This is a genomic window from Spirosoma flavum, from assembly GCF_042686045.1.
Taxonomy (GTDB): domain Bacteria; phylum Bacteroidota; class Bacteroidia; order Cytophagales; family Spirosomataceae; genus Spirosoma; species Spirosoma flavum.
In genome coordinates, this window is record NZ_JBHUOM010000023.1 from 266682 (window position 1) to 290576 (window position 23895).

The 23895-nt window shown below is 46.0% G+C and carries 24 protein-coding genes; 17 read left to right on the plus strand and 7 right to left on the minus strand.

Annotated features, from left to right (window positions below; genetic code table 11):
- Window positions 1-198: 198 nt before the first annotated feature.
- Complete coding sequence (locus ACFS25_RS21795) at window positions 199-522, plus strand: YegP family protein (protein WP_381505219.1); 324 nt, start codon at window positions 199-201, stop codon at window positions 520-522.
- Window positions 523-1040: 518 nt separating this feature from the next.
- Here the strand turns inward: ACFS25_RS21795 and ACFS25_RS21800 are convergent.
- Window positions 1041-1319, minus strand: coding sequence for a hypothetical protein (locus ACFS25_RS21800; RefSeq protein ID WP_381505221.1), 279 nt, complete (start codon window positions 1317-1319; stop codon window positions 1041-1043).
- A gap of 266 nt (window positions 1320-1585) precedes the next feature.
- Between ACFS25_RS21800 and ACFS25_RS21805 the strand changes: the two genes are divergently transcribed.
- Window positions 1586-1957, plus strand: coding sequence for a hypothetical protein (locus ACFS25_RS21805; RefSeq protein WP_381505222.1), 372 nt, complete (start codon window positions 1586-1588; stop codon window positions 1955-1957).
- A gap of 225 nt (window positions 1958-2182) precedes the next feature.
- Here the strand turns inward: ACFS25_RS21805 and ACFS25_RS21810 are convergent, their stop codons facing one another.
- Entirely contained in the window at window positions 2183-2497 is a 315-nt protein-coding gene (locus ACFS25_RS21810) for a hypothetical protein (RefSeq protein WP_381505224.1), read from the minus strand.
- A gap of 369 nt (window positions 2498-2866) precedes the next feature.
- Between ACFS25_RS21810 and ACFS25_RS21815 the strand changes: the two genes are divergently transcribed.
- From ACFS25_RS21815 to ACFS25_RS21875, 13 genes are all read left to right on the plus strand, one after another.
- The gene (locus ACFS25_RS21815) at window positions 2867-3952 is read left to right on the plus strand and encodes an ATP-grasp domain-containing protein (protein WP_381505226.1); all 1086 of its coding nucleotides are present in this window, start codon (window positions 2867-2869) and stop codon (window positions 3950-3952) included.
- Window positions 3953-4432: 480 nt separating this feature from the next.
- Entirely contained in the window at window positions 4433-6091 is a 1659-nt protein-coding gene (locus ACFS25_RS21820; RefSeq protein ID WP_381505228.1) for a TldD/PmbA family protein, read from the plus strand.
- A gap of 47 nt (window positions 6092-6138) precedes the next feature.
- The gene (locus tag ACFS25_RS21825; RefSeq protein WP_381505229.1) at window positions 6139-7506 is read left to right on the plus strand and encodes a TldD/PmbA family protein; all 1368 of its coding nucleotides are present in this window, start codon (window positions 6139-6141) and stop codon (window positions 7504-7506) included.
- 102 nt (window positions 7507-7608) lie between these two features.
- Entirely contained in the window at window positions 7609-9249 is a 1641-nt protein-coding gene (locus ACFS25_RS21830; protein ID WP_381505231.1) for a TldD/PmbA family protein, read from the plus strand.
- A gap of 82 nt (window positions 9250-9331) precedes the next feature.
- Complete coding sequence (locus tag ACFS25_RS21835) at window positions 9332-10669, plus strand: TldD/PmbA family protein (protein ID WP_381505232.1); 1338 nt, start codon at window positions 9332-9334, stop codon at window positions 10667-10669.
- A 51-nt stretch (window positions 10670-10720) separates the two neighbouring features.
- Window positions 10721-11035, plus strand: a complete 315-nt coding sequence (locus tag ACFS25_RS21840; RefSeq protein ID WP_381505234.1) for a hypothetical protein — start codon at window positions 10721-10723, stop codon at window positions 11033-11035.
- A 140-nt stretch (window positions 11036-11175) separates the two neighbouring features.
- A complete protein-coding gene (locus ACFS25_RS21845; protein WP_381505236.1) occupies window positions 11176-11685 on the plus strand; it encodes a GNAT family N-acetyltransferase in 510 nt (169 codons plus the stop codon).
- Between the two features lie 179 nt (window positions 11686-11864).
- Window positions 11865-12482, plus strand: a complete 618-nt coding sequence (locus ACFS25_RS21850) for a DUF4159 domain-containing protein (RefSeq protein ID WP_381505238.1) — start codon at window positions 11865-11867, stop codon at window positions 12480-12482.
- Window positions 12483-12618: 136 nt separating this feature from the next.
- Entirely contained in the window at window positions 12619-13602 is a 984-nt protein-coding gene (locus ACFS25_RS21855; RefSeq protein WP_381505240.1) for an AAA family ATPase, read from the plus strand.
- 88 nt (window positions 13603-13690) lie between these two features.
- Window positions 13691-14548, plus strand: coding sequence for a DUF58 domain-containing protein (locus ACFS25_RS21860; RefSeq protein WP_381505242.1), 858 nt, complete (start codon window positions 13691-13693; stop codon window positions 14546-14548).
- A gap of 1 nt (window position 14549) precedes the next feature.
- On the plus strand, window positions 14550-15743 hold the full coding sequence (locus tag ACFS25_RS21865; RefSeq protein WP_381505244.1) for a BatA domain-containing protein: 1194 nt from the start codon (window positions 14550-14552) through the stop codon (window positions 15741-15743).
- Complete coding sequence (locus ACFS25_RS21870) at window positions 15740-17953, plus strand: hypothetical protein (protein WP_381505246.1); 2214 nt, start codon at window positions 15740-15742, stop codon at window positions 17951-17953. The genes ACFS25_RS21865 and ACFS25_RS21870 overlap by 4 nt, the downstream gene beginning before the upstream one ends.
- A gap of 25 nt (window positions 17954-17978) precedes the next feature.
- The gene (locus ACFS25_RS21875; protein ID WP_381505248.1) at window positions 17979-19619 is read left to right on the plus strand and encodes a hypothetical protein; all 1641 of its coding nucleotides are present in this window, start codon (window positions 17979-17981) and stop codon (window positions 19617-19619) included.
- A gap of 137 nt (window positions 19620-19756) precedes the next feature.
- Here the strand turns inward: ACFS25_RS21875 and ACFS25_RS21880 are convergent, their stop codons facing one another.
- The 5 genes from ACFS25_RS21880 to ACFS25_RS21900 all read right to left on the minus strand — a co-directional run bounded on the left by ACFS25_RS21880 (window position 19757) and on the right by ACFS25_RS21900 (window position 21706).
- Window positions 19757-19984, minus strand: coding sequence for a hypothetical protein (locus ACFS25_RS21880; protein WP_381505250.1), 228 nt, complete (start codon window positions 19982-19984; stop codon window positions 19757-19759).
- 12 nt (window positions 19985-19996) lie between these two features.
- A complete protein-coding gene (locus ACFS25_RS21885) occupies window positions 19997-20305 on the minus strand; it encodes a hypothetical protein (protein ID WP_381505252.1) in 309 nt (102 codons plus the stop codon).
- 222 nt (window positions 20306-20527) lie between these two features.
- Window positions 20528-20863 carry a hypothetical protein gene (locus tag ACFS25_RS21890; RefSeq protein WP_381505254.1) on the minus strand — a complete coding sequence of 112 codons (336 nt, stop codon included), beginning with the start codon at window positions 20861-20863 and terminating at the stop codon, window positions 20528-20530.
- 4 nt (window positions 20864-20867) lie between these two features.
- Window positions 20868-21422 carry an RNA polymerase sigma factor gene (locus ACFS25_RS21895; RefSeq protein WP_381505255.1) on the minus strand — a complete coding sequence of 185 codons (555 nt, stop codon included), beginning with the start codon at window positions 21420-21422 and terminating at the stop codon, window positions 20868-20870.
- 26 nt (window positions 21423-21448) lie between these two features.
- Window positions 21449-21706: a hypothetical protein gene (locus ACFS25_RS21900; protein ID WP_381505258.1), complete on the minus strand. Its 258-nt coding sequence runs from the start codon at window positions 21704-21706 to the stop codon at window positions 21449-21451.
- Between the two features lie 128 nt (window positions 21707-21834).
- On the opposite strand from ACFS25_RS21900, the gene ACFS25_RS21905 reads away from it, so the two are divergent.
- Together ACFS25_RS21905 and ACFS25_RS21910 are read left to right on the plus strand one after the other, a co-directional pair.
- Entirely contained in the window at window positions 21835-22935 is a 1101-nt protein-coding gene (locus ACFS25_RS21905; RefSeq protein WP_381505260.1) for a carboxylate-amine ligase, read from the plus strand.
- 62 nt (window positions 22936-22997) lie between these two features.
- Window positions 22998-23834, plus strand: coding sequence for a type 1 glutamine amidotransferase (locus tag ACFS25_RS21910; protein ID WP_381505262.1), 837 nt, complete (start codon window positions 22998-23000; stop codon window positions 23832-23834).
- The last annotated feature ends 61 nt before the right edge of the window (window positions 23835-23895 follow it).

Here is a 23895-nt window from a genome sequence, read left to right on the forward strand (position 1 = left end):
AACTTCCAGCAAGGCTTAGCTGGAAGTTGTTTTTTGTGAGGCCTCTTATAAACCAAAACTATTCTACGTGCCCTGAATACTAACAGCAAAATATCGGCACATTAGTGGCAAATTGTTGACAAGCAATAAAATACGGAAAACTTTTGTTGGAGATATAGTAGTTGCGATTTCGAGGTAAACCAACTAGATATAAAGCCAATGGCAAAGTTTAATATAATACTTAAAGCGAGTCGGTATTATTTTCAGTTCATGGCTAATAACGGAAATGAAATTTTTACCAGTAACGGCTACACAACAAAGGAAGGCTGCATGGTAGGAAGTACCGATATAAAGTCCCGAACTTCTTTTGAGAGTACTTATCATCGGTCCGACATTCTTCACGACCACCGATTTAATTTACTGTCCGCTAGTGGGCAGATTGTCGCTCATAGCGAAGGTTACATTACGGGGACGGGACGGGAGAATGCGATTATAGCGGTTAAAACCTATGCCGCAGGTGCCCTTGTCTTTGATATGACCTAAGGTACTGTAGTTTTTATGTCCAGCTATTCATAATCTTGTAGGGCCGTTAATAAATTTCATTTAAGAAACAGTTGAATCATCTAGGTAATAAGTTACAGTTACTACAAAGTAACTGAAGAACGTTACAGTAATTGTCTTGTTTACAATAACCAAAATCAATAAGACAGTTGTGTAGTTTTTCGATTAAATGTATAATTTTTTCGGTTGGACATTTAGATTTTCCTTAAACAGATGACATCTAATAGGTGTCATCTGTTTTGTTTTACTACGCGGCAAAAAAACGCTGACCCTATAAGGGTCAGCGTTTCGAATTACATTCCACAGTGATATGAGCCAGAACACTGGCCGCTAATCGCTAACTATACTATGTACGCACTAATCAGATCAACTGTGGCATTTTCCCTAAAATGCCACATTGTCCTCTTGCAGGTGCCTTATCGTATGTTCATGCCTCGATCAAACTGATACCAGGGAGCGACGGTCATAAGGCAATTATCCTATCATTAGGGCTAATGGATTTATAGTTCGATCTGGTCGAGCGTTGGCTCAACGAGTAACACATTCAGGTCAAATAATTCGGGCCCTCCCATGTATATATGAGGACCGAAAAGCTGCATAAAGTACCAAAAGCGAAAGCGTATATATCCATTTTCATCCATTTTTGCCTTATAATGGCGAAGTGACATCTGTACGTCATCCGGCGTATTTTGATCTTCCTGCTCTTTCCAAAGCACAAATGCTCGTTCAGTAAGCTTAACCAGAATGTCCGATTTTAGATTGTAGCCAATATACGTCATGGTTACTCGCAGTGTATTTTCACTTAAACAGACACTTGATTAATTTGTTTCTGTGAGGCTCGTTGAATATCCAGAACAACGTAAATCAATAACACAGATTATAACTATATTCCGACCGCGATCCCAATTTGCCCGGGGTAGCAGCGCAAAAAAGTCCCATAGATTTAGATAAGTATTTGGCTTATTTTCAAACTACTCAACCGCTACAGTCTTTATAGCGTGTACTCAACAGGAAGTAGGTGGGCGGACAGATTAGCAGAGAGGAATTGAGGGCCATTAAAGAATATCTTACCAAAGCTAAAAATGGCGAGTTGACCGAGCAATACCAGTCTGCTGATTACTCAGACGAGGAGTTACAATTTATTTTTCCCTCGATTCGCAAGCTGACTACCTGGGCGTGGGCCGAAAACCAGCGACTTGCCGAAAGCGACAGACAAAGTCAATTCACGGCTATGCACCCCGATGCGGACGTTACTCCCAGACATACATTTATCCTGGTTGTAACTCTTCATGGAACACTAAAGACGTTGCTGAACAAGTATATGTTTTCCAGACAACGATTGTATTCTCTGAAAATCAGCGATATGACTTCGACCGAATACGCCCAATTCAGGAAGTTTATCGGTGGAAAAGAATAAGCCCTGCCAAATACGGGATCAGGCAGGGCGGAAATTTGCGTTCTGGATGTGAATAGTTAGTTATAGATAGCCTATGTTTTAGATGACGCATTTCTAAAAAGTCACAACATCCCCGGACTTAGCAAGTCAAAAGAATCCATATTTTCCTAATGCGGACAGCGTTTACAGAAGATTCTGGCGCGCGTCTGTACAGGCAACCGCAACCCAACAGTTTACAAAGGAAGCCTAGGTGGGCAATTCAACAAGCATCCAATGGGTCACCTGACTGGTTGGTTCAACTACCCAATTAAGGTTGCGGTTGATTTCCTGCTGACGTGTCAAGCCTCCAGTCGACTTATCTTCATGGCTGTCGTATCGCTGGCAATGCATATAAAATGACTTCTTGTCGAGGCTGTAAAATCCGGATATAATACCGATACCTTCAACGACGATAATCATCTGTTGATTATCGTCATCCAAAAAGTCATCAGGTGGCATAAGTGTGGCGGGATACCACACATAATTAAGAAAGGCATTAGAATTACCAATTTGGTCGGACATAAAACGAGCCCTTTGATTGACATCGCTATATTACGAAAAAGTTGACAATTACAGTCCAACTTTAATTAAACGGTAACTTAATATAGCGTGCGATGAGCCTACTCCATCCAATAAAACTATACTAGTCTAAAGTCACTACCGCGAAGAGACGAGAAAGCCTTCCGAGCGATAAAACGGGGACAGGAAGTAGGGCGATGCGAACATATCGACAGTCTACATATCGACATAAAGAAAGATTAAACTAGTAATTCAGAAGAGTTAAACAATCCAAATTTCGGTATGTTTACCCCTTAAAGAGCCTATTAGAAACCAAAAGGTTAACCTAATGTTGACCCAAAAACCATCATCAATCGACATAACTAGTTCATTATGAGCCAACAATCGAAGATAGGCATTTTATTCGGCCAGGAAAATACCTTCCCACAGGCATTTGTGGATCGTGTCAATGAGAAGCAGAGCCAGTTTCCCGCTGAGTTCGTTAGCATCGATCAGGTTGAACAGAGTGTACCAACTGACTATGCCGTAATTATTGACCGAATTTCGCAGGATGTTCCATTCTACAAAGCGTTCCTTAAAAATGCAGCCCTGACCGGTACAGCCGTCGTTAACAACCCATTTTGGTGGAGCGCCGACGAGAAATTTTTCAATAATGCGCTGGCTGTGCAACTGGGCGTTCCCGTTCCAAAAACCATTTTACTTCCTTCTAAAGAGCAGCCGGACGATACCAATCACAACTCGTTTCGCAACCTAAAACACATGAATTGGGACGGTATCTTTAAACACATTGGCTTTCCTGCCTTTATGAAACCCCATGCCGGGGGTGGCTGGAAGAGTGTATATAAAGTGGACGATCCCGATCAGATGTTCAAGGCTTACGACGAAACGGCTCAGTTGGTCATGCTGTATCAGGAAGCTATTGACTTCACCGATTATTTCCGTTGCTATTGTATTGGCGGTAAAGATGTTCGCATCATGCCTTACGAACCACGTAATCCACACCACCTTCGTTACGCAGCCGAAATGAATACGACCGGTGAGGCAGGCAAAAAATTACTGGCCACCATGACCGATTACGTCCTGAAATTAAATCATGGCCTCGGCTACGACTTCAATACGGTTGAGTTTGCCGTACGTGATGGTATACCCATTGCTATCGACTTCTGTAACCCCGCCCCCGATGCTGATATACATTCTGTTGGGCAGGAAAACTTCGAATGGGTAGTCGAAGCAGCCGCCAACATGGCTATTGACCGGGCTAAAAAAGCAAGAAAGGGTCACGATAATCTAACCTGGGGCACCTTCGTGAGCAATTCGGTAGCTAATCAAACACTCGCTTTATCAAAAGAAGAAAAGGCTCCGAAAGCGGAGAAAGAAGGTAAATCAGAAAAACCGTTAAAGGCAGATAAAGAAGACAAAGACGTAAAAGCCGACAAGCCGAAGAAGAGCAAAAAATAATAAAGCTAAATGTAATGATCGTGCCGTGGCTGGTTTTATACTGGTCACGGCACAACTGTATGTAAGCGAGCGAGGATTTTTAAGTAAAGATTAAAGCCAGCATCTTACACATAAATGAACAGTCGTCCATCACTATAAATTCTGCTCGTTTGGACCACCCGGCGTTTCAGACAGCAAGTGATTTTGCTTATTCCGATAACAACTAGTAGCGTGAAGCGTAGTCAGTCCAGACTGAACAAATTTTTCTAAATATAGTATTGGCAATTATATTCAGGCTAGAGGCTATTGGCCGTTTCTTAACGAATCAACTGTGTATAAGTACTTTTACCGAATAATATTGCGCATATTTAACTAGTATCCGCTTACCGTTCGTCACAAAATCAAAACCCAATACTAATCTGTTCGTCTTTTTCAGCCATATTCGTGTTTTTCTGACAGTATAGTAAGCTCAATCATCAACGATCATCTTCTTTTTAGTACATGCAAAGACGAGACTTTATTCAATTGTCTGGGGTAGGTATCGGCGGTCTATTAACAGCTTCGGTGCCAGTTTTAGGCAATTCCGTATCGCCCGAATACCTTCTTGATAGAACTGGTCAGGGTTCTGGTGGCGATGTGGCGACAAAAAAACGTCTAGCCGACATTGCCCTTAATGCCGCCAAAAGCAAGGGCGCAACCTACACTGATGTACGCATTGGTCGCTACTTGCAACAGTTCATGTTTACTCGTGAAATGAAAGTGCAGAACATCGTCAATGCCGAATCTTACGGTGTGGGCATCCGGGTAATTGCCAACGGCACCTGGGGATTCGCAGCCACCAGCGATGTGACACCTGAAGCCATCGCCAAGTGTGCCGAAAAAGCAGTGGCCATTGCAAAGGCAAACGCCAAACTTCAGACTGAACCGGTACAACTGGCTCCCCAGAAGGGTGTAGGTGAGGTAAGTTGGAAAACGCCCATCAAAAAGAACGCTTTCGAGATTCCGGTTCAGCAGAAAATCGATTTGCTCATGAAGGTGAACAGCGAAGCCATGAAAAATGGGGCGGCATTCGTTACATCGAACCTGTTCTTTGTAAATGAACAGAAGTATTTTGCGTCTACCGACGGGTCCTATATTGATCAGGATGTTCACCGCATCTGGCCAACATTCACCATATCGGCGGTGGATCGGGCGGTTGGCAAGTTTAAAACCCGCGATGCGCTTAGTTCACCAATGGGCATGGGCTACGAGTATCTGGATGGACTCGCGTCCGAAAAAATTGCGGCTCCAAATGGTCTGGTTGGTTATCGAAATTCCTACGACATGGTTGAAGATGCCATTCTGGGAGCGAAACAGGCAAAAGAAAAATTAACGGCCAAAACTGTACAAGCCGGTAAGTATGATCTTGTGCTGGACCCCAATCACCTCGGCCTAACCATTCACGAATCGGTTGGTCACCCAACGGAACTTGACCGGGTTCTAGGCTACGAAGCCAACTATGCCGGAACCAGTTTTGCTACCCTCGACAAGTGGAAATCCAAGACATTTAATTATGGTAGCAAACTGGTCAATATTGTAGCTGACAAAACGCAGGTTGGATCGCTGGGCGCCGTTGGCTATGACGACGAGGGCGTACCCTGCAAAGAGTGGAATTTGATTAAGGACGGTATTCTGGTCAATTACCAGGCTATTCGCGATCAGGTAGCTATTCTGGGCGAAAAAGAATCGAACGGGTGCTGCTACGCCGACAATTGGGATTCCGTGCAGTTTCAGCGAATGCCGAACGTATCGTTAAAAGCAGGTGCTGACAAACGCTCTGTTTTTGACATGATAAAGGGCGTAGAAAAGGGCATCTATATCATCGGTCGTGGGTCATATTCAATTGATCAGCAACGCTATAACTTCCAGTTTGGCGGACAATTGTTCTACGAAATCAAGAACGGTGAAATCGTTGGTATGCTCGATGATGTAGCCTATCAGTCGAATACACAGGAGTTCTGGAATTCCTGCGCCCAACTTTGCGACAAAGAGGACTATCGTACATTTGGCTCCTTCTTCGATGGCAAAGGGCAACCCTCCCAAGTTAGCGCGGTCTCACATGGCAGCGCCACTACCCGCTTCAATGGTGTTAATGTAATCAATACAGGGCGGAAAATTTAGAATACTGGTCTGGCCAGACCAGCCAATACAACCAAACCTCAATACAAATGGCGATCTTAACCAAAGAACAAGCAAAAAAAATCATTGATAAAGTGCTCGGCTATGCGAAAGCCGACGAGACCAGCATTAGCATTACAGGGGGTCGTACGGGTAACATTCGGTACGCCCGCAACTCAGTTTCAACCAGTGGTGAATCAGATAATCTCTCTCTGGGCGTAACGGCTGTTTTTGGCAAACGTTCGGGCACCGCAACGATCAACGAGTTCGACGATGCCTCGCTCGAAAAAACCGTTCGGCGAGCCGAAGAAATCGCCCGGTTAGCGCCTGAAAATCCCGAGTATATGCCCATGTTGGGGCCTCAAACCTATTTAGAGACGAATACCTACTCGGAAAATACGGCCAAGATTGATCCGGAGTTTCGGGCGCAAGCTGCTTTCGATAGCCTTGACCCCTGCCGTCAGAAAAATTTAACGGCAGCGGGTTACATGGAAGATACGACTGGCTTTACCGCCATCGGTAATAGTAAGGGGTTATTCGGCTACAATCGAGCAACTACCGTCGATTTTTCGATTACTGTCCGTACGGCAGATGGCTTAGGTTCAGGCTATGCGAACCCCGACGTTAACGACGTTAGCAAACTTAATACAAAAGCTTCTACCGAGGTAGCTATGGGAAAAGCGTTGGCCTCGGCGAGCGCAAGAGCCTTAGAACCAGGAAAATATACTGTTATTCTTGAGCCTACGGCTTCGGTTGAACTACTGCAAAACATGATGCGCAGTATGGATGGCCGCTCAGCCGACGAAGGGCGTAGCTTTCTAAGTAAGAAAGGAGGAGGCACCCGTCTTGGCGAAAAACTCTTTGATGAGCGTGTTACGTTTATCTCCGATCCTATGAATGCCGAATTACCTCTATCACCATTTGGCGGAGGAGGTGGTGGTGGCGGAGGTGGGGGCCGTTTCGGTGGGGGCGGTGGTGGCGATGGACTACCACAGGAGAAAAGAACGTGGATCGAAAACGGCGTCGTTAAGAACATGTACTATTCACGCTTCTGGGCTGAAAAGAAGGGCGTTAAACCGATTCCCGCTCCGGGTGGCTTTATCATGCTGGGCGGTACACAATCTCTGGCAGACCTTATCAAGAGTACCGATAAAGGCATCCTGGTAACTCGTTTCTGGTATATCCGCGCCGTTGACCCACAAACGCAATTGTATACCGGCCTGACTCGTGATGGTACGTTCTACATCGAAAACGGCCAGATCAAGTTCCCGGTTAAGAACTTCCGTTTCAACGAAAGCCCGGTTATTATGCTCAACAACCTCGAAGCCTTAGGCAAACCAGTTCGGGCGGGCGGTAATCTGATACCACCGATGAAAATTCGGGATTTCACGTTTACGAGTTTATCGGACGCTGTATAATCAGGCTGGAAACACGGATGGGACGGATTTTGTATAGTCTTTCTAATTCCTTCAATCCGCGTTTCTATCCACTTTTGCCCCTACTTACAACCAATCCCAACAATGAATCGTCGAGATTTTAACCAACTTTTAGGCATGGGAAGCGCTGGCATCCTGTTGCCCAATCTTCCTGCTTTTTCCCGTTCCGTTAGCCCCGAAGCTCTTTTAGAAACCGGCCTTGACGTAGCGATGAAGAAGCGCTTAGCCGATGCCGCCATGAACGCGGCCAAAAGCAAAGGCGCATCCTACACCGATGTCCGAATTGGCCGTTACTTAAACCAGTTTGTTATTACCCGAGAAGACAAAGTGCAAAACATTGTCAACACTGAGTCGTATGGTGTGGGCGTCCGGGTAATTGCTGATGGATGCTGGGGATTTTCTGCGGTAGTTGATGCAAAGAGTGAGGCAGATATGGTCAAAGCTGCCGAAAAAGCAGTGGCCATTGCGAAAGCAAATGCCCGCTTGATGAAAGAGCCCGTACAACTGGCTCCGCAAAAAGGCTACGGTGAAGTAAGCTGGAAAGCGCCAATTAAACGCAACGCCTTTGAAGTCCCTATCAAAGAAAAGGTCGATCTACTTTTGTCGGTGAACAGTGCGGCCCTTCAAAATGGCGCGAACTACGTTAACTCGGTCATGTTCATGGTTAATGAACAGAAATACTTTGCTTCGACCGACGGCACCTATGCCGATCAGGATATTCACCGAATCTGGCCCAACTTTACCGTTACAGCCATTGATCCCAAAACGGGCAAGTTTGAAACCCGAAATACGCTGAGTTCGCCAATGGGTATGGGTTACGAATATCTGCAAGTCAATCCATCCGACAAAGTAACGGGCATTACTACCCGCTACAACAAAGGCTATGATATGCTTGAGGATGTGACCGCAGCCGCTAAACAGGCCCGCGCCAAGCACTCTGCCAAGTCGGTCGAAGCGGGTAAATATGACCTTGTACTCGATCCTTCACACCTTTGGCTCACCATCCACGAGTCGGTTGGTCACCCGCTCGAACTTGACCGGGTGCTGGGTTATGAAGCCAACTTTGCCGGAACCAGCTTCGCCACGCTTGATAAATGGCAGTCGAAAAACTTCAATTACGGTAGTAAGCAAGTAAATCTCATCGCTGACAAAACACAAGTTGGATCGTTGGGTGCGGTTGGCTATGATGATGAAGGCGTACAAACCAAGAAGTGGGATCTGGTGAAAGATGGCGTTTTGGTCAACTACCAGGCCATTCGCGATCAGGTTCACATCATTGGCGAGAAAGAGTCGCAGGGTTGCTGCTACGCTGATAGCTGGAGCTCCGTTCAATTTCAGCGCATGGCCAATGTATCACTGGCGGCTGGCAAAACGCCTTTGTCGGTGCAGGAAATGATCAAAGATGTCAAAAAGGGTATTTATATCATTGGCGACGGGTCATTCTCAATTGATCAGCAACGCTACAACTTCCAGTTTGGCGGGCAGCTGTTCTACGAAATTAAAGATGGGCAAATTGCCGGAATGCTCAAAGATGTTGCCTATCAGTCGAATACGCAGGAATTCTGGAATTCGTGTGTACAGGTTTGCGACGACCGCGACTATCGGCTTGGTGGTTCCTTCTTCGATGGTAAGGGCCAACCTTCCCAATCGAGTGCCGTTTCGCATGGTAGCAGCACGACCCGATTTAATGGCGTCAATGTAATTAATACAGCTCGTAAGATATAAAACATAGTCAGGCCGGACCGATTGAGAGGAGACCCCATTTGGTTCGGCCTGACTAAAAGAACGACCAACGATCTAATTAAAAATGGCAATCATACTTACTGAAGCAGAAGCGAAAGCACTGCTTACCAAAGTTCTCAGTTATTCCAAAGCCGATGAATGCGAGGTCAATCTTATGGGCGAAGAGCGAGGAAATCTTCGCTATGCCCGCAATGAAGTCTCAACCAGTGGGTCGTTAATTAATAAAAACCTGGTTGTTCAGTCGGCCTTTGGCAAAAAAGTGGGTGTAGCTACGATTGACGAGTTCGACGATGCATCGCTTGAAAAAGTAGTTCGTCGGGCTGAAGAGCTGGCCCACCTAGCACCCGAAAATCCTGAGTATGTGAGCGTTTTGGGGCCGCAACAATACTTAAAGTCGAATGGATTCTTTGATTCGACGGCTAAAGTCACGCCTGATATACGGGCTGAGGCCGTGGATAAAAGTCTAAAATTGTCGCGCGAACAGAATTTAACAGCCGCTGGTTTTTTGCAGGATAATTATGGTTACTCAGCCATGATGAACTCCAAGGGTTTGTTTGCTTATTACCCAAGCACAAATGTTAACTTTTCGCTGACGGTTCGTACCAACGACGGCAAAGGCTCGGGTTATGTGGCGCGAGGCTACAGCGATTTTAACAAGCTGGATATGGAAGCGGCTACCCGCATCGCTCTACAGAAAGCGAAGGGATCTGCCGAAGCACGGGCTATCGAGCCGGGCAAATACACGGTTATTCTGGAACCAACAGCGGCTATTGTTCTACTCGAAAACATCTATTTCAATATGGATGCCCGCTCAGCTGATGAAGGCCGGTCGTATTTCAGCAAAACTGGTGGCAAATCGCGGGTAGGTGATAAAATCGTGGACGAACGCGTTACAATTTACTCCGATCCCACGAATACCGAATTTCCCGCATCGCCCTGGTCAGGAGATGGACGGCCTCAAGAAAAAACGATGTGGATTGAAAAAGGGGTTGTAAAAAACTTAGCCTATGAGCGGTATTGGGCGCAGAAACAAGGCAAAAAAGCTATTCCCTACCCCAATAACCTAATCATGACAGGAGGAACGACCTCCCTCGAAGACATGATTAAGAGCACTCAGCGCGGAATATTAGTTACCAAACTCTGGTACATTCGTGAAGTGGATCCGCAGACGATTCTGCTTACCGGCCTAACCCGCGACGGGACATTTTACATTGAAAATGGTAAAATTAAGCATCCGGTCAAAAACTTCCGTTTCAACGAAAGTCCGATTATCATGCTTAACAACCTCGAATCTCTGGGTAAACCGGAACGTGTGCTCAGCACAGAAACGGATCGTAACTACCTGATTCCACCAATGAAGATTCGGGAGTTTACGTTCACGAGTTTGTCGGATGCGGTTTAAATAACTAAGTATCTAATAATCAGCGCATTTTCTTAGCTCAGCGTAAATACTATGAAACAAAATGCACATTCCAATTTTGCAGGCGTTGAGCAATTAGATCAATTCGAAAATTGGACACTTCATAGTGATTGGCTGTCTTTTCACGCCAATCACTATGACTGGTGGATGTTTCCATATGATGAACCCAGCTCACAAGGCTTTTGCTGGACAGTTTATGAAACAGATGTGCTGGAAGTAAAGCAAAATCCCGATTTCGTCAAAAATTATCTTCGGGGGGTCAAATTATTACTTCTGGCGTGGGGCTGGCAGTTACAGGAACAACGTTTAGTAGAAAAACCAGGTCTAAATCTGGTTTGGGCAAATTAGCCAATCCAACATCATAAATGCAGGTATTCACTTAATCTTTTGGGTAGCAGAACAAGTTTTTGACGATAGCGTTCTCATGGCTTGGGCCAAACCAGATTTTGGCTTCACTCAGTAGCGCGGATTAATTACCAGCCCACTCAATGATCACCATTACCGAAGCTACCGAACACGACTTACCCATCATTCGCGACATCGCCTACCAAACATGGCCCACTACATTCGAGGAAATTCTGTCGCCCTCGCAGATTAGCTACATGCTGGAAATGATGTACAGTCTCGATGCACTCAGAACACAGGTCAAGGATAAAAATCATGTTTTCCTGCTGGCTCAGGAATCTGACAGCCAAGACTGTCTCGGCTATATATCGTACGAATTTGATTACGAAGGTCAGTCCAAGACCAAAATTCACAAGATATACTTACTGCCAGCCAGCCAGGGAAAAGGTGTTGGCAGGTTGCTGATCGACAATGTTGCTAAGTTGGCTATTGACCATACTAATGCTGATTTGGCCCTGAATGTAAACCGGTATAACAAAGCCATTCAGTTTTACGAACGGATGGGCTTTACTATTGTCGGTAATGAAACAATTGACATTGGCGACGGATTTCTGATGGAAGATTTTATCATGGAAAAACCATTAAATACATAGTTAAATAGCGGGAAAACATGTATTTTTAAGCATAGAACGTACATTTTCTGTCGGTTATACAAATTTATTGAACGGTCACTAAAATGAATATAATATTAACCGCTAATAGTAATATCGGCGGGGAAAAGGAGTAGCTGTCGATACGCATGCTGACATAAATTCTTACTCGAAAAACGCGCTTGAAACCTTTTTTTTTCACCCGTATTCAATATACTTCCGGCGACTGGGACACGGACCAGCGGATGCCATCAAACCTAATGCACTCGCTGGTAGAATACACAACTGTGCCGGTTGATCAGAAGGAAAAGGTCGTGCAACTTAGTAGTCCTGATCTGTTTAAAAGCCCATTCTGCTACCTAAGTGGTCATAAATTAGTCGAGTTTTCGACGCTGGAGCGGGATCATTTCAAACGCTATGTGCAGAACGGCGGCTTCGTATTTGTAGACGACTGCAACCACGACCTTGACGGTTTATTTGCCAAATCGTTTGAGCAGGAAATGGCCCGCACATTCGGCCCTAAAGCCTTACAAAAGATCCCGAATAATCACCCAATTTATACCTGCTTTTTCAAATTTGACGAAGGTCCACCAACTACGTCGTTTGAACTAAACGGCTGGGGGGACGACCTTGTGCATGACTATCTGAAAGCCATTACAGTAAATGGTCGAATTGGTGTGCTGTACAGCAACAAAGATTACGGCTGCGAGTGGGATTATGACTTTCGAAACAAGCGATTTCTGGCCGAGGATAACACCAAGTTTGCAGTGAATATTGTAACGTATGCGTTAACAGCCTAGCATTAAATTGTATAATGAATTGTGTCTATTGGACAATGACCGAAAACCGGATGATAACTCATCATGTCGTTTTTATTCATTTTTCATGAATCATTTTTCATAATACCTTCCTTCATACAACCTGACTTATAGAAAATTGGATTCAACAGACTTAACTCACTACAAAACGCTGGTGGCTAAACTGCCTCAGCTACAGAAAGAGATCGGGAAAGTTATTATCGGACAGAAGGAGGCTATCAGCGAAGTATTGATTTCGCTTTTGGCGGGTGGACATTGCCTGCTCGAAGGCGTGCCTGGACTCGCCAAAACGCTGATGGTCAAGACAATGTCTGATGCGCTAGCGATGCGTTTTAAACGTATTCAGTTCACCCCCGATCTTATGCCCGGCGACATTGTTGGCACGGAGATTCTGGAGGATGACCACGAGACAGGCCATAAGGTGTTTGTGTTTAACCGGGGTCCCCTGTTTGCCAACATCGTGCTGGCGGATGAAATCAACCGGACTCCGCCAAAAACACAGGCTGCTATGCTCGAAGCCATGCAGGAGTATAAGGTTACGTACGGCGGCAATGACTATGCACTACCCAAGCCGTTTCTGATTATTGCGACCCAAAACCCTATCGAACAGGCCGGTACCTATCCGCTACCCGAAGCGCAGTTAGACCGTTTTCTGCTGTACATCAAACTCAGCTATCCGTCGGAGGTCGAAGAACTAAACGTCTTAAAAAGCACAACAGGAACGGCCCGACCCGAATTACAAACGATACTTTCTGACGAAGAAATCCTTCAGTTACAGACGCTGACGCGACAGGTACACATTAGCGACGAACTGATTGATTATATCAATCGGCTTGTACGGGCATCGCGCCCAGATGGTTCTCCGTCGGCCTTTGTCAAACAGTGGGGCGAGTGGGGAGCTGGGCCACGTGCCGGGCAGGCACTGGTCTTGTGCTCCAAAGCTCGAGCCGTACTAAACGAGCGATTCTCGGTCATTCCCGACGATATTCAGGCGTTGGCCTACCCTATATTACGCCATCGCATCGCGCTCAACTTCCGGGCTGAAGCCGAAGGTATTACAACGGATCAGGTAATTGCAGAACTAATAAAAACTGTAAAGTAATTCCACAGATACAGCGGCATCGTAACAGCTAACTATCATGGCGTCAGCTTCTTGTTAGTAGTGCTATCATTCTATGTGTCTAACCAATATGTCTCAACTCACAACTGACTTAATCAAACTTAATAACCTGCAACTAGCCAGTAAATTGGTCAGTGATGAATTGTTGCTGGGTATTCAAACCAGTCGGCGGTCGGGTATTGGGACAGAATTCGAGCAGTTCCGGCACTATTCGCCAGGTGACGACCCAAAGCGAATTGACTGGAAACTCTTCGCTAAAACGGGTCACTATCTAGTTCGGGAATCTGCCACGGAAAGTAACCAGCAAGTCAGGTTACTGATCGACTTGTCCGGTTCCATGAACTATACCGAAGCGGGTGTAAGTCGCCTACAATATGCTAAGATTCTGCTGGCCTCGCTGGCTTATCTGAGCAACCGGCAGAGCGATCAACTGAGTCTGTATTCATTGCAAAATGGCGCCGTTCAGGCATTGGTTCCTGCGGGGAAACAGGCGTTTCAGAAAATCGTGGCTATTCTCGATATCGCTCAAGCAGCGGGTGCGTGGGAAAATCGGAGTGCATCCGTACCCGAATTTAGTCGTAAGCAGGCCGAGGTACTCATTATTGCATCAGATTTTCTACAAGTAGATGATGAGTGGGTAAAGCTAATTCAGGGCGTAGCCGGGCCGCGTCGGGAAATCGTCATTTTTCAGTTGTTGGGAAATGAAGAAGTCAATTTTTCAATGAACGGTTTCTACCGATTTCAGGATTTGGAAACGGGCAAAGAGATTGAATTACAGGCTGACGCCATTCGTGATACCGTTCGGCAACGTGCATCGGCCTACCTGACGAAATTGGAAGAAAGCTTACGTATTCCACACGTCCGACTGATTCGCGCTCGGTTGAGCGACCCAATAGCCCTTGTTTTAAAACAGTTTTTGACCAGTTAATATGCAGTTTGTTGAGCCGTTCTTGCTTTGGGGTGCGCTAGCCGTCGCGATTCCGATGGTCATTCACTTCTGGCACCAGAAGCAGGGAAAACCGCTGCCCTGGGCGGCTACGCAATGGCTCATCGAAAAGCAACAGCAACAAAGTCGGGGCCTTCGACTCGACAATATTCCGCTACTAATTATCCGGTGTCTGCTTTTGGTGTTGCTTGCGATTTTACTCGCTCAACCCATTCTGAATTGGTTCAGCAAACCACCCGCTATCCAGAAAGTGCATTTGGTACAGCCCAATACAGCAGTTTTAGACAATTTTAAGTTTGAGTTAACGGCTGCTCTAAAAAAGGACGAACGAGTTATCTGGGCAACTGATAAGATAGAACCTGTAACTGAACCACTTTCTCTACCCCAACAACCAACTCAATTCAGTTCGTTAGGTTTGCAAACAGCCATTAACAGGGTGGACTCTAAAAATACCGAACTTCACTTATACTTCGTTAACAGTCCGGTAGTAGCAGACGTACCGGCGATCACTGTTCCAGCCCGGTTCCGTTTACACACCGTCATCGACTCGATACGCCAGCCACGCCCATATCTGGTTGTGAAAAACGACAGGAAGCTATTTGTCAATCGGGTAGGTAAACTAACCAGCGTTCCGGTGCTGGACCCAACCCTAAAGTTTTCGTCGACTTCCGCGTATTCCGGACCTATACAAACGTTGCTCAACTACCGTAATGGACACGAGCGGCAAACAGTAAAAGCTGCTCTTGAAGCCCTGACGGATATTTACTCACTTGACCTAAAGATTGATGAAAAGCCCGTACCAAACCGTACCTATACCTGGGTATTAACTGACCAGCCGCCCACAAAGCCATCTCCACAAACGCTTTATATTATTTCGGGACTTGAGCAACCGGCACGGGTGGCAAACGTAGTTTTTACGAATGAGTCACTAACACCCCAAACGTCAGAACGGGTATCAACGGGGCAGTTACCGGAGTGGCTGGGCACACAATTACTGGGGCAATATGGTCTGGATGTAAATAACCTGCCATTGAGTCAACAAGACCTTAAAACGTTATTTATCACCTCTACTAAACCTACGATGGAGCAACACGCGGGTGTTCAAAACGCACTTCTGCTGTTTCTTGTCATTTTACTAATTGTTGAACGCTGGCTTGCTTTAACCAAAAACGCATGAACGAACTGAAACGTCTTGTCTCGTCGGTCACGTACCAACTTTACGCCAACGCCCTGTTGCGGTGCGTGTTATTGGCCATATCAATTTATCTGTTTACGGCAACGTTTACCGGTCCTTCGGTCTGGGCAGTTCTGTTTGGCGTGGCCGGATTTGGCCTTGGTGCCTTTTTGAGTAAACTCTATCAGGACAAAAAACCACAGGCTATTCAGCTCATTCACCAGACTGTTGGCGATGTGGAATATAGTTTGCCCCTCCTGACTAAATCTCACCTTAATCTGGCCGAACAACTGCAACTCGACCGGCTGGACAGTCACATACAAAATATCCGGATTCCCGTTGTGCTATTGGCAAAAGCCGGTCAGTATGGTTTGGTCTTAGTGGCAGCACTTGCTGTCTATTTTGGCTATCCATTACTACAAAATGACACCATACATAGTCCAAAAAAACAAGGTTTTCTGGCAGCCTTTACGCCAGAGCGGAAGCCTGTTGCGCCAACGTTCCAATCGGCAGCGTTGCGTATTCAACCGCCAGCCTACACCCGACTTCCAGAAATAAACTCGGCAAATTTAAATGCATCGAGCGTTGTCGGTGCCGCTCTAACGTGGCGGGTACAGTTTACTAACGACAAGCAGCTATCCGTTCGATTAGTAAATAGCCAAGGAAAGGAGCTTGCCTTCCGGCAAACTGGGGACGGGTATTCCTATCAGGACCGACTTATAAGCTCTGGCCTGTATGCTATTAAGGCGTATTGGCATACAAGCCAGAAGAAGGATTCAGTTGTTTATCAGTCTGACTTCTACCGGCTCGAAGCCCATCCTGATCTGGCTCCCAAGATCGAACCGGATTCCAAAGAATTGTATCGCTTTCATTACCTTAAAGACCCAAAAACGCTGACTATCGCGGCCCGCGTTTCTGACGATTTTTCTGTATCGCAAACCTTTCTCGTAGCAACCGTAGCGCGTGGTTCTGGTGAGAATGTTAAGTTTAGGGAAATGAAATTACCCTTGGGTCAAGCTAATTTCAAAGATGCAAAATTGACTAAAACCCTCGACCTGAACGAACTAAAGTTCACACCGGGCGACGAACTGTATTATTACTGGGCGGCTTATGATAACCGCCAACCTGAACCAAATTTCACGAAGTCAGACACGTATTTTTTGGTCTACAAAGACACAACGAAGGTAGAAGAAAGCGAGTTGGCAACGATGGCGGTCAATATCATGCCGGAGTATTTTCGGAGCCAGCGGCAAATTATCATCGACACCGAAAAGCTAATGGCAGGCCGGAAAAAGATGACCATTAAGGGAAGCACCACGCACCAATTTAAAAGTCAATCAAACGAAATCGGTTTTGACCAGAAAGCCCTCCGGCTGCGTTATGGCCAGTTTCTAGGCGAGGAGGCCGAGTCATCGGCAGGAGGTGGACATATCGAACAGACCGACGATAAGGGCGACCCACTCAAAGGTTTTGTTCATGCCCACGATAGTGGAGAAGAACATGCCGAAGCCCATCACGAGGAAGAACATCATCACGATCACGGCCCTGAACATCAACGAGAAGAGAGCAAAGACCCGATGGCGGCTTTGATGGAACAGTATGTTCACTCCCACGATAATGCCGAGACGAACACATTCCATGAACAGTCTACGCGGGCTTTGTTGAAAATGGCGCTGGAAAACATGTGGCAGTCGGAGTTGCATTTGCGGCTCTACGAGCCAGAGAAAGCTATGCCTTTTGAGCTTGAAGCCCTGAAATACCTAAAACTGTCGCAACAAAAAGCCCGGTCGTATGTTAAGAAAACCGGCTTCGATCCTCCGGAAACTAAAGAAAAGGAAACGCGCTTAACGGGTGAGTTTAAAAATGTAACAGCCGCCTTCAATCAGGAACGCGTGTATTCACAACAGCGTACCGAACTGTTAGTGACGGAGGGTCTGGGTTATCTGGACCTGCCAAAACTCAATACTCAACAGCGGCAAACGATGCAGCAACTTGGCAATGCGCTGGCTAACGGGGTGGTAAACAGTGGACTTCAGAATTGGTCAATTCTGGCTTCGCTACAAAAATTAGCCGGTGGCAAATTGATTACCAACGTTGAAAAAGTGCAACTGAAAACAAAATTATATGCTTTAGCTGGCGCGTCGGAGCGAACTGGTCCGTCGTATGCCAGTGACCGCGCCCTGCAACAAGCCTTCTGGCGGCACATTAAATAGCCCGGTAGATTACCTGCCAACGATAATGCAAACAAGTATCAACTGGACCGACCCGATTAATTGGATTATCGCCCTGGCGTTGCTCACCTTACTAATTGGTCAACTCTGGCTTATTAGTCGGAATCAGTCGCTGTCAACGGGCCGAAAAGGGCTTCGGGCTGGGCTAAACCTCCTGCTCTGGCTGCTTGTAGTCGGCTATTTCCTGCACCCTCATTGGCAAACACAACGAGCTTCTACGCACGCTCTATTGGTTGGAGAAGAGGTGCCAGCAGCGTTTGTTCGTCAGATAAAAGACAGTCTGCACATTCAGGACAGTTTTACCAGCCGAAACCTGAAAGATGAGTATGACTCTGTAACCATTGTAGGGCAGCGTTTTCCAACTGAAACACTTACGCAACTGAGCAATTCAGCCGTGCAGTGGGTATCGTATAATCAACCAGACAAGCTACAGGGTATTCGCTGGAAAGGCATTGTTCGGCAGGGAGAAATACAGCGGGTAACTGGGCGGATTCAGTCGTCGGAGAAGCAAATTCTCCGGCTTCGATTTGGTAGTCGTACGTTAGATAGTGTAGCGTTGCAGGCGGGTGCTAACACCTTTGTACTTCAGTTTCCAGCCTTTGCGCGAGGACGCAGCCAAAGTGAACTGGTGCTGGGCAGTACAACACTCGATACCATTCATTTTTTCACCCGGCCAACCGAGCCACTTACAGTTCAAATTCTACTCAACAACCCTGATTTTGAGAGCAAAACACTGTCTGAATGGTTAGGTAAACAAGGGCATACCGTGCAGGTAGCCACATCGCTTTCTAAAAACATACGTAGCAATATCAACATCAATAAAGTTGGGAAGTCAGCTAGTAAAACCACGCCAGACCTGATTATTACCGAACCCACTAATGCGGCCAACGTCACCATTCGAAAGGCGGTTGCTGAAGGGAAAGCGGTTTTATTTATCAATGTCACTAACCCAGAAACAGATTGCCGGACTATCAATCTGGCATTAGGCAGCAAATGGCAGGTCCGAAAAGTGTCAAATGAGCCACTCGTTCCGATTGCCACTGGACTGAATGCTCTCCCCTACCGTTTTACAGATAATCTGAATCAGTTTGCTGTATCAGGCTACCCGATAGCCGTTCAGCGAACCAGTGGACGCATCGGGGTTAGTTTGCTAAGCGAAACATTTCCATTGTCGCTCAGTGGAGATAGTGTGGCTTACAACCGAATTTGGACAGCCGTGTTGGCACGCCTATCTCATCCAGACAAAAATTCGATTCAGGTAGATGCGCCCGTATATAGCGGTCTGCAACAGGAAATTTCCGTAAACAACTCTGGCGGTATATCGCCCTTTATGATGATTGGTCAGGATACGGTATCCCTGGTCAAATCACCTATTAACGAACGCTCGGCAGCAGGTCTGTCATTGTTTGGGAAAGCGGGCTGGCAATCAGTGCAGGATTCACTGGCTGTTTATGTTAATGCACGCAACCCAACCGATCCAGTTGCTGAACAGCAGGTAATCAGTCAATTTGTATCGGCTCATTCTCAGGATCAGCCAATGACCGAGCGAATTGCCCGAACAACTATTTTTCAACTGCCAAACTGGATCTGGCTACTATTGATTCTCAGCTGTTTTACCGCTCTCTGGGTGGAACCGAAGTTAGTGTAAAAAACAGGAAGGCAATCCAACTGGACTACCTTTCTGTATTCATGAACTCATTGGCACGTAATTCTACCTTTTAATCAGCTTTGGAAACGGTATATAAACTACATTTCCAAGGATCATACCTACTCATTATCTGTCAGTTATCTAAATTCAGCTGAATCAGACTTGGGCGTCAGGTTACGGCTATGTGGTCCATTGCCATCACACGTTTCATCCCGGTTATAACCGTTGCCCTGATGATAGCCATGTTTGTGGGACCAATGGCCGCGATAGTGCCCCGATGAACGAGGACCAACAAAAGCCATCAGGCTTCCGAAGGTGAGGGCCGCCGTAATAACTACGACCCAAGGATTTACGCGTTTTCTCATTCGTTTCGTTGTTTATTGGTTTGTGGTGTTTCCAGTTGATTTGCTGGAAGGATCGTCATTGCAACGGCCTTGATACCGTTGTTTAAATACCGTATACTCATCGTCGCTCATCTGGCGAATCCGGTCGGCAAAGGCAGGCATGTGTCCGTAACCCCGGCCACGTCTCCACCCTTGACGAAAGCGTCCACCCCCGAAGAGCCGAAACAATGCCCCGATAAGTAGGAAAAAGAGAACCAGCCGGACAAGAAAGAAGGGCATAACGAACAAGGCCGCTCCCAGGAGAAGACCTGCTAAAATTGATTTTATTAAGGTATTATTCATTGTATTTGTCTAGTTTACTTGTTGCGTCAATCAGAATAAAAAGCTCGTCAGGAAATTGCTTTACGGTTTTTTATTTATTCCCTCTTGATAGTATTGATGACGAACAACTCTGACAATTACTTTAAACACCATAAAAAATCCCCGCTGAAACCACTCAGCGGGGATTTTTTATGGCATATTACTATAGTCCTTGACAGGTTATGATCAGTTGGAAAACTAAGGTTATGATCTGTCCCCACAGCGTTTTTTCCATTCGCTTCTGAACTTTTGCCGGTCTTCGTCACTCATGTGACGTAATTTTTCACGCCAGTTTTGTGGGCCGTCGGGTCGTCCGCCCAAATTTGGTCGCCCACCGAATTGACCAAACTTAAACCCACCAAGTAAAATTCGGGACAAAATTAACAAACCCACCGCTTGCCAGTAAGTCACTGGTTTGACAGCAACAACGGCCACTAATACATTATTCCATAGCCAATACACCGCAAACGAAACGGCCAGCAGCGCCAGCACCATAAATAGTGGAAAGAAAAATCGTCTTCGTCCGGAGGGAGTTCTCATAGGCTTATAGGTTATCAAGTTCGTCGTATAAACTTTGTAGCCGCTTGCGGAGATGCTGAACGGCATAGCGTTTTCGAGAAATAATGGTTTTTAGGTTCTCGCCCGTTTGGTCGGCAATTTCCTGCAACGTCCGGTCTTCCAATTCGTTTTGAACAAATACAGTGCGCTGATTTTCTGGTAGCTCGGCTAACGCCCTCATTAATTCTTCCCAGAAGATATCCTTAAAAAATTGGTCTTCGGGTGTGGCGGCATCGGCTAGCAGAATTTCCCTGAAACGAAAGTCGTCGTCGTCCTCCTCCTCGCCCATCAAGTCCGAAAAAGCGTCCTCTTTTTTCTTACGGTATGTATCCGTTATTTTATTTTTAGCTACCTGAAACAGCCACCCGCTCATGCTCTCAATTCCATCGAGGTCAACCACTTTGGTCAGTTGATACCAGACGTCCTGCAAAATATCTTCGGCATCTTCGTCTGATTTCACCTGTCCACGAATAAATCGAGACAGCCGGTTTCCGTACTGTTTGACTGTCTCGATTATATTTCGTTTGGGCGTTTCGGCCATATCAATGTAGTAAACCTATTCGTACGTTACGGTTGAGCCCGTTTATCCAGTTCCTGTAACACATCGGCTAATGTCCGAAACCGGTTAGCATCGCCAATTAAACTTAGTCCCGACATAATAAGTGCAAAACCACCTGTACTAATCCAGAACCAGGGACCTGTATTTGTTTCTGCAAGCTTAGAGCCATGCAATAATACCGCTAACCCGCTTCCAAGCACCATAGCCCCACTTCCTCCGAACAGCCAGTACTTTGTAATTAGTTTTTTTTCACGTTCCGTTCTCATACTCTGACGGTTTGGTTTTCAATTCTTCAGAAAACCATTTGTGCTGTATCAGGTTTACAAAAAAAATGTATCTTACCCCTTAGTTTATATCAACTTGTTGACCTATTTGATTCTAACTGATAACGCCAATGCCTGAATTTACCCTTGGTATCGAGGAAGAGTTTCAAACGATTGACCCCAATACGGGCGAGTTGCGTTCGCACATGTCGAAGATTGTCGACGGTGGCCAAATTGTCCTTCACGAACGGGTAAAGGCCGAAATGCACCAGGCCGTTGTTGAAGTTGGCACCAATATCTGCCATAATATTCATGAGGCTCGCCAAGAGGTGACCTACCTCCGAAAGATGATTATTGAATTGGCAGAGAAGCAAAATTTAAAAATTGCGGCTGCCGGTACACACCCTTTTTCCGATTGGCAGGATCAATTAATCACGCCCAACGAACGATACGACCAACTCATTGAAGAGCTGCGCGATGTAGCCCGTTCGAACCTGATTTTTGGCCTGCACGTACACGTGGGTATCGAAAGTCGCAATGAGGGCATCCAGATCATGAATGCAGTGCGGTATTTTCTACCCCATATTTACGCGCTTTCGACCAACTCTCCGTTTTGGCGAGGCCGTAATACGGGCTTCAAGTCCTACCGCTCGAAAGTATTCGACAAATTCCCACGTACCGGGATTCCTGACTTCTTTTCGTCGGCGAATGAATACGACGAATACATCAATCTGCTGGTGAAAACTGGTTGCATCGACAACGGCAAGAAAATCTGGTGGGATATTCGGCTGCACCCTTTCTTCGACACCATTGAGTTTCGCATCTGCGATATTCCCATGCGTGTAGACGAAACCATTTGCTTAGCCGCGATTATGCAGGCCCTAGTCGCTAAGATTTATAAACTTCACAAACAGAACCTTAACTTTCAGCCATACCGGCGTATTCTGATTAACGAAAATAAGTGGCGGGCCGCCCGATATGGTATTGAAGGAAAATTGATTGATTTTGGCAAGCAGGAGGAAGTACCTACGCACCACCTGATTCATGAATTGCTCAATTTTATTGATGATGTCGTCGATGAACTCGGTAGCCGCTCTGAGTGCGAATACGTTCTAAAAATCCTTGAAATGGGCACCGGAGCGGACCGTCAACTGGCTGTTTTCCAACAGACCAATGACTTGAAGCAAGTTGTAAATTATATTGTCGAGGAAACTTCTTTTGGCGTCATATAGTTATTTCTAAATCATTTAGTTACTAGATCACTCAACTACTAATTAGCCGTAACAGATACTTTATGAGCTTAGTAAAAATTGCCGTTCTCGATATGAATAACAACCATGCCAACGAGGGCATGCGCTGTATTTTACACTTAATTCGGAACGTACAGGGTAATGATCACGCCGAACTCTCGTTTGATGTATTTGATGTTCGGGCGAATAATGAAATTCCTGATTTAGACTACGATATTTATATATCGTCGGGTGGACCGGGTAGCCCAATGGCCTCATCAGATGCCTGGGAAGCACGCTACTTTGCGTTAATTGACCAGATTTTTGACTGGAACATCCATAATGAGCGCAAAAAATATGTGTTTCTCATCTGCCACTCCTTTCAGCTCGTTACCCGACACCTTAATTTAGGTTTACTGAGCCGACGCCGATCGACTTCATTCGGTATTTTCCCAATACATAAAACGGACGAAGGGTCTTTAGATCCGTTGCTAAAGGATTTGCCTGATCCATTTTATGCAGTTGATTCGCGGGACTATCAGATTACGGACCCGAATGTTGAGCGCATGGAGAGCCGGGGAGCTAGTATTTTGTGTTTAGAGAAAATCAGACCCCATGTAGCGCTTGATCGGGCAGTGATGGCTATGCGCTTCTCACCTGAAGTTGTCGGCACTCAGTTTCACCCCGAAGCCGACAATGAGGGGATGCTTCGCTACTTCCTGAAAGACGAGAAACGCAATCATATCATTTCAAATTTTGGCCGGGAAAAATACCATGATATGGTCGCTTATTTGCAGGACCCGGATAAGATTGCCCTGACTGAGTCCGTTATCTTACCAGGATTTTTGCGTCAGGCTATTCATTCATTATCGGTTACACTTGAAGAACCACAAGTTGCCTGATATCGGCTTTAACGTTCCCCCGATTTCCGGGGGAACGTTAATTTATTTTCTATTAAGCCCG

Bases quoted from the DNA above. Each gene is read 5' to 3' on its own strand.
- ACFS25_RS21835 (WP_381505232.1), top strand. From the start codon at position 9,332: ATGGCAATCATACTTACTGAAGCAGAAGCGAAAGCACTGCTTACCAAA.
- ACFS25_RS21870 (WP_381505246.1), top strand. From the start codon at position 15,740: ATGAACGAACTGAAACGTCTTGTCTCGTCGGTCACGTACCAACTTTAC.
- ACFS25_RS21860 (WP_381505242.1), top strand. From the start codon at position 13,691: ATGTCTCAACTCACAACTGACTTAATCAAACTTAATAACCTGCAACTA.
- ACFS25_RS21905 (WP_381505260.1), top strand. From the start codon at position 21,835: ATGCCTGAATTTACCCTTGGTATCGAGGAAGAGTTTCAAACGATTGAC.
- ACFS25_RS21815 (WP_381505226.1), top strand. From the start codon at position 2,867: ATGAGCCAACAATCGAAGATAGGCATTTTATTCGGCCAGGAAAATACC.
- ACFS25_RS21800 (WP_381505221.1), bottom strand. From the start codon at position 1,319: ATGACGTATATTGGCTACAATCTAAAATCGGACATTCTGGTTAAGCTT.
- ACFS25_RS21840 (WP_381505234.1), top strand. From the start codon at position 10,721: ATGAAACAAAATGCACATTCCAATTTTGCAGGCGTTGAGCAATTAGAT.
- ACFS25_RS21830 (WP_381505231.1), top strand. From the start codon at position 7,609: ATGAATCGTCGAGATTTTAACCAACTTTTAGGCATGGGAAGCGCTGGC.
- ACFS25_RS21885 (WP_381505252.1), bottom strand. From the start codon at position 20,305: ATGAATAATACCTTAATAAAATCAATTTTAGCAGGTCTTCTCCTGGGA.
- ACFS25_RS21845 (WP_381505236.1), top strand. From the start codon at position 11,176: ATGATCACCATTACCGAAGCTACCGAACACGACTTACCCATCATTCGC.
- ACFS25_RS21825 (WP_381505229.1), top strand. From the start codon at position 6,139: ATGGCGATCTTAACCAAAGAACAAGCAAAAAAAATCATTGATAAAGTG.
- ACFS25_RS21865 (WP_381505244.1), top strand. From the start codon at position 14,550: ATGCAGTTTGTTGAGCCGTTCTTGCTTTGGGGTGCGCTAGCCGTCGCG.
- ACFS25_RS21795 (WP_381505219.1), top strand. From the start codon at position 199: ATGGCAAAGTTTAATATAATACTTAAAGCGAGTCGGTATTATTTTCAG.
- ACFS25_RS21880 (WP_381505250.1), bottom strand. From the start codon at position 19,984: ATGAGAAAACGCGTAAATCCTTGGGTCGTAGTTATTACGGCGGCCCTC.
- ACFS25_RS21910 (WP_381505262.1), top strand. From the start codon at position 22,998: ATGAGCTTAGTAAAAATTGCCGTTCTCGATATGAATAACAACCATGCC.
- ACFS25_RS21875 (WP_381505248.1), top strand. From the start codon at position 17,979: ATGCAAACAAGTATCAACTGGACCGACCCGATTAATTGGATTATCGCC.
- ACFS25_RS21810 (WP_381505224.1), bottom strand. From the start codon at position 2,497: ATGTCCGACCAAATTGGTAATTCTAATGCCTTTCTTAATTATGTGTGG.
- ACFS25_RS21895 (WP_381505255.1), bottom strand. From the start codon at position 21,422: ATGGCCGAAACGCCCAAACGAAATATAATCGAGACAGTCAAACAGTAC.
- ACFS25_RS21900 (WP_381505258.1), bottom strand. From the start codon at position 21,706: ATGAGAACGGAACGTGAAAAAAAACTAATTACAAAGTACTGGCTGTTC.
- ACFS25_RS21820 (WP_381505228.1), top strand. From the start codon at position 4,433: ATGCAAAGACGAGACTTTATTCAATTGTCTGGGGTAGGTATCGGCGGT.
- ACFS25_RS21890 (WP_381505254.1), bottom strand. From the start codon at position 20,863: ATGAGAACTCCCTCCGGACGAAGACGATTTTTCTTTCCACTATTTATG.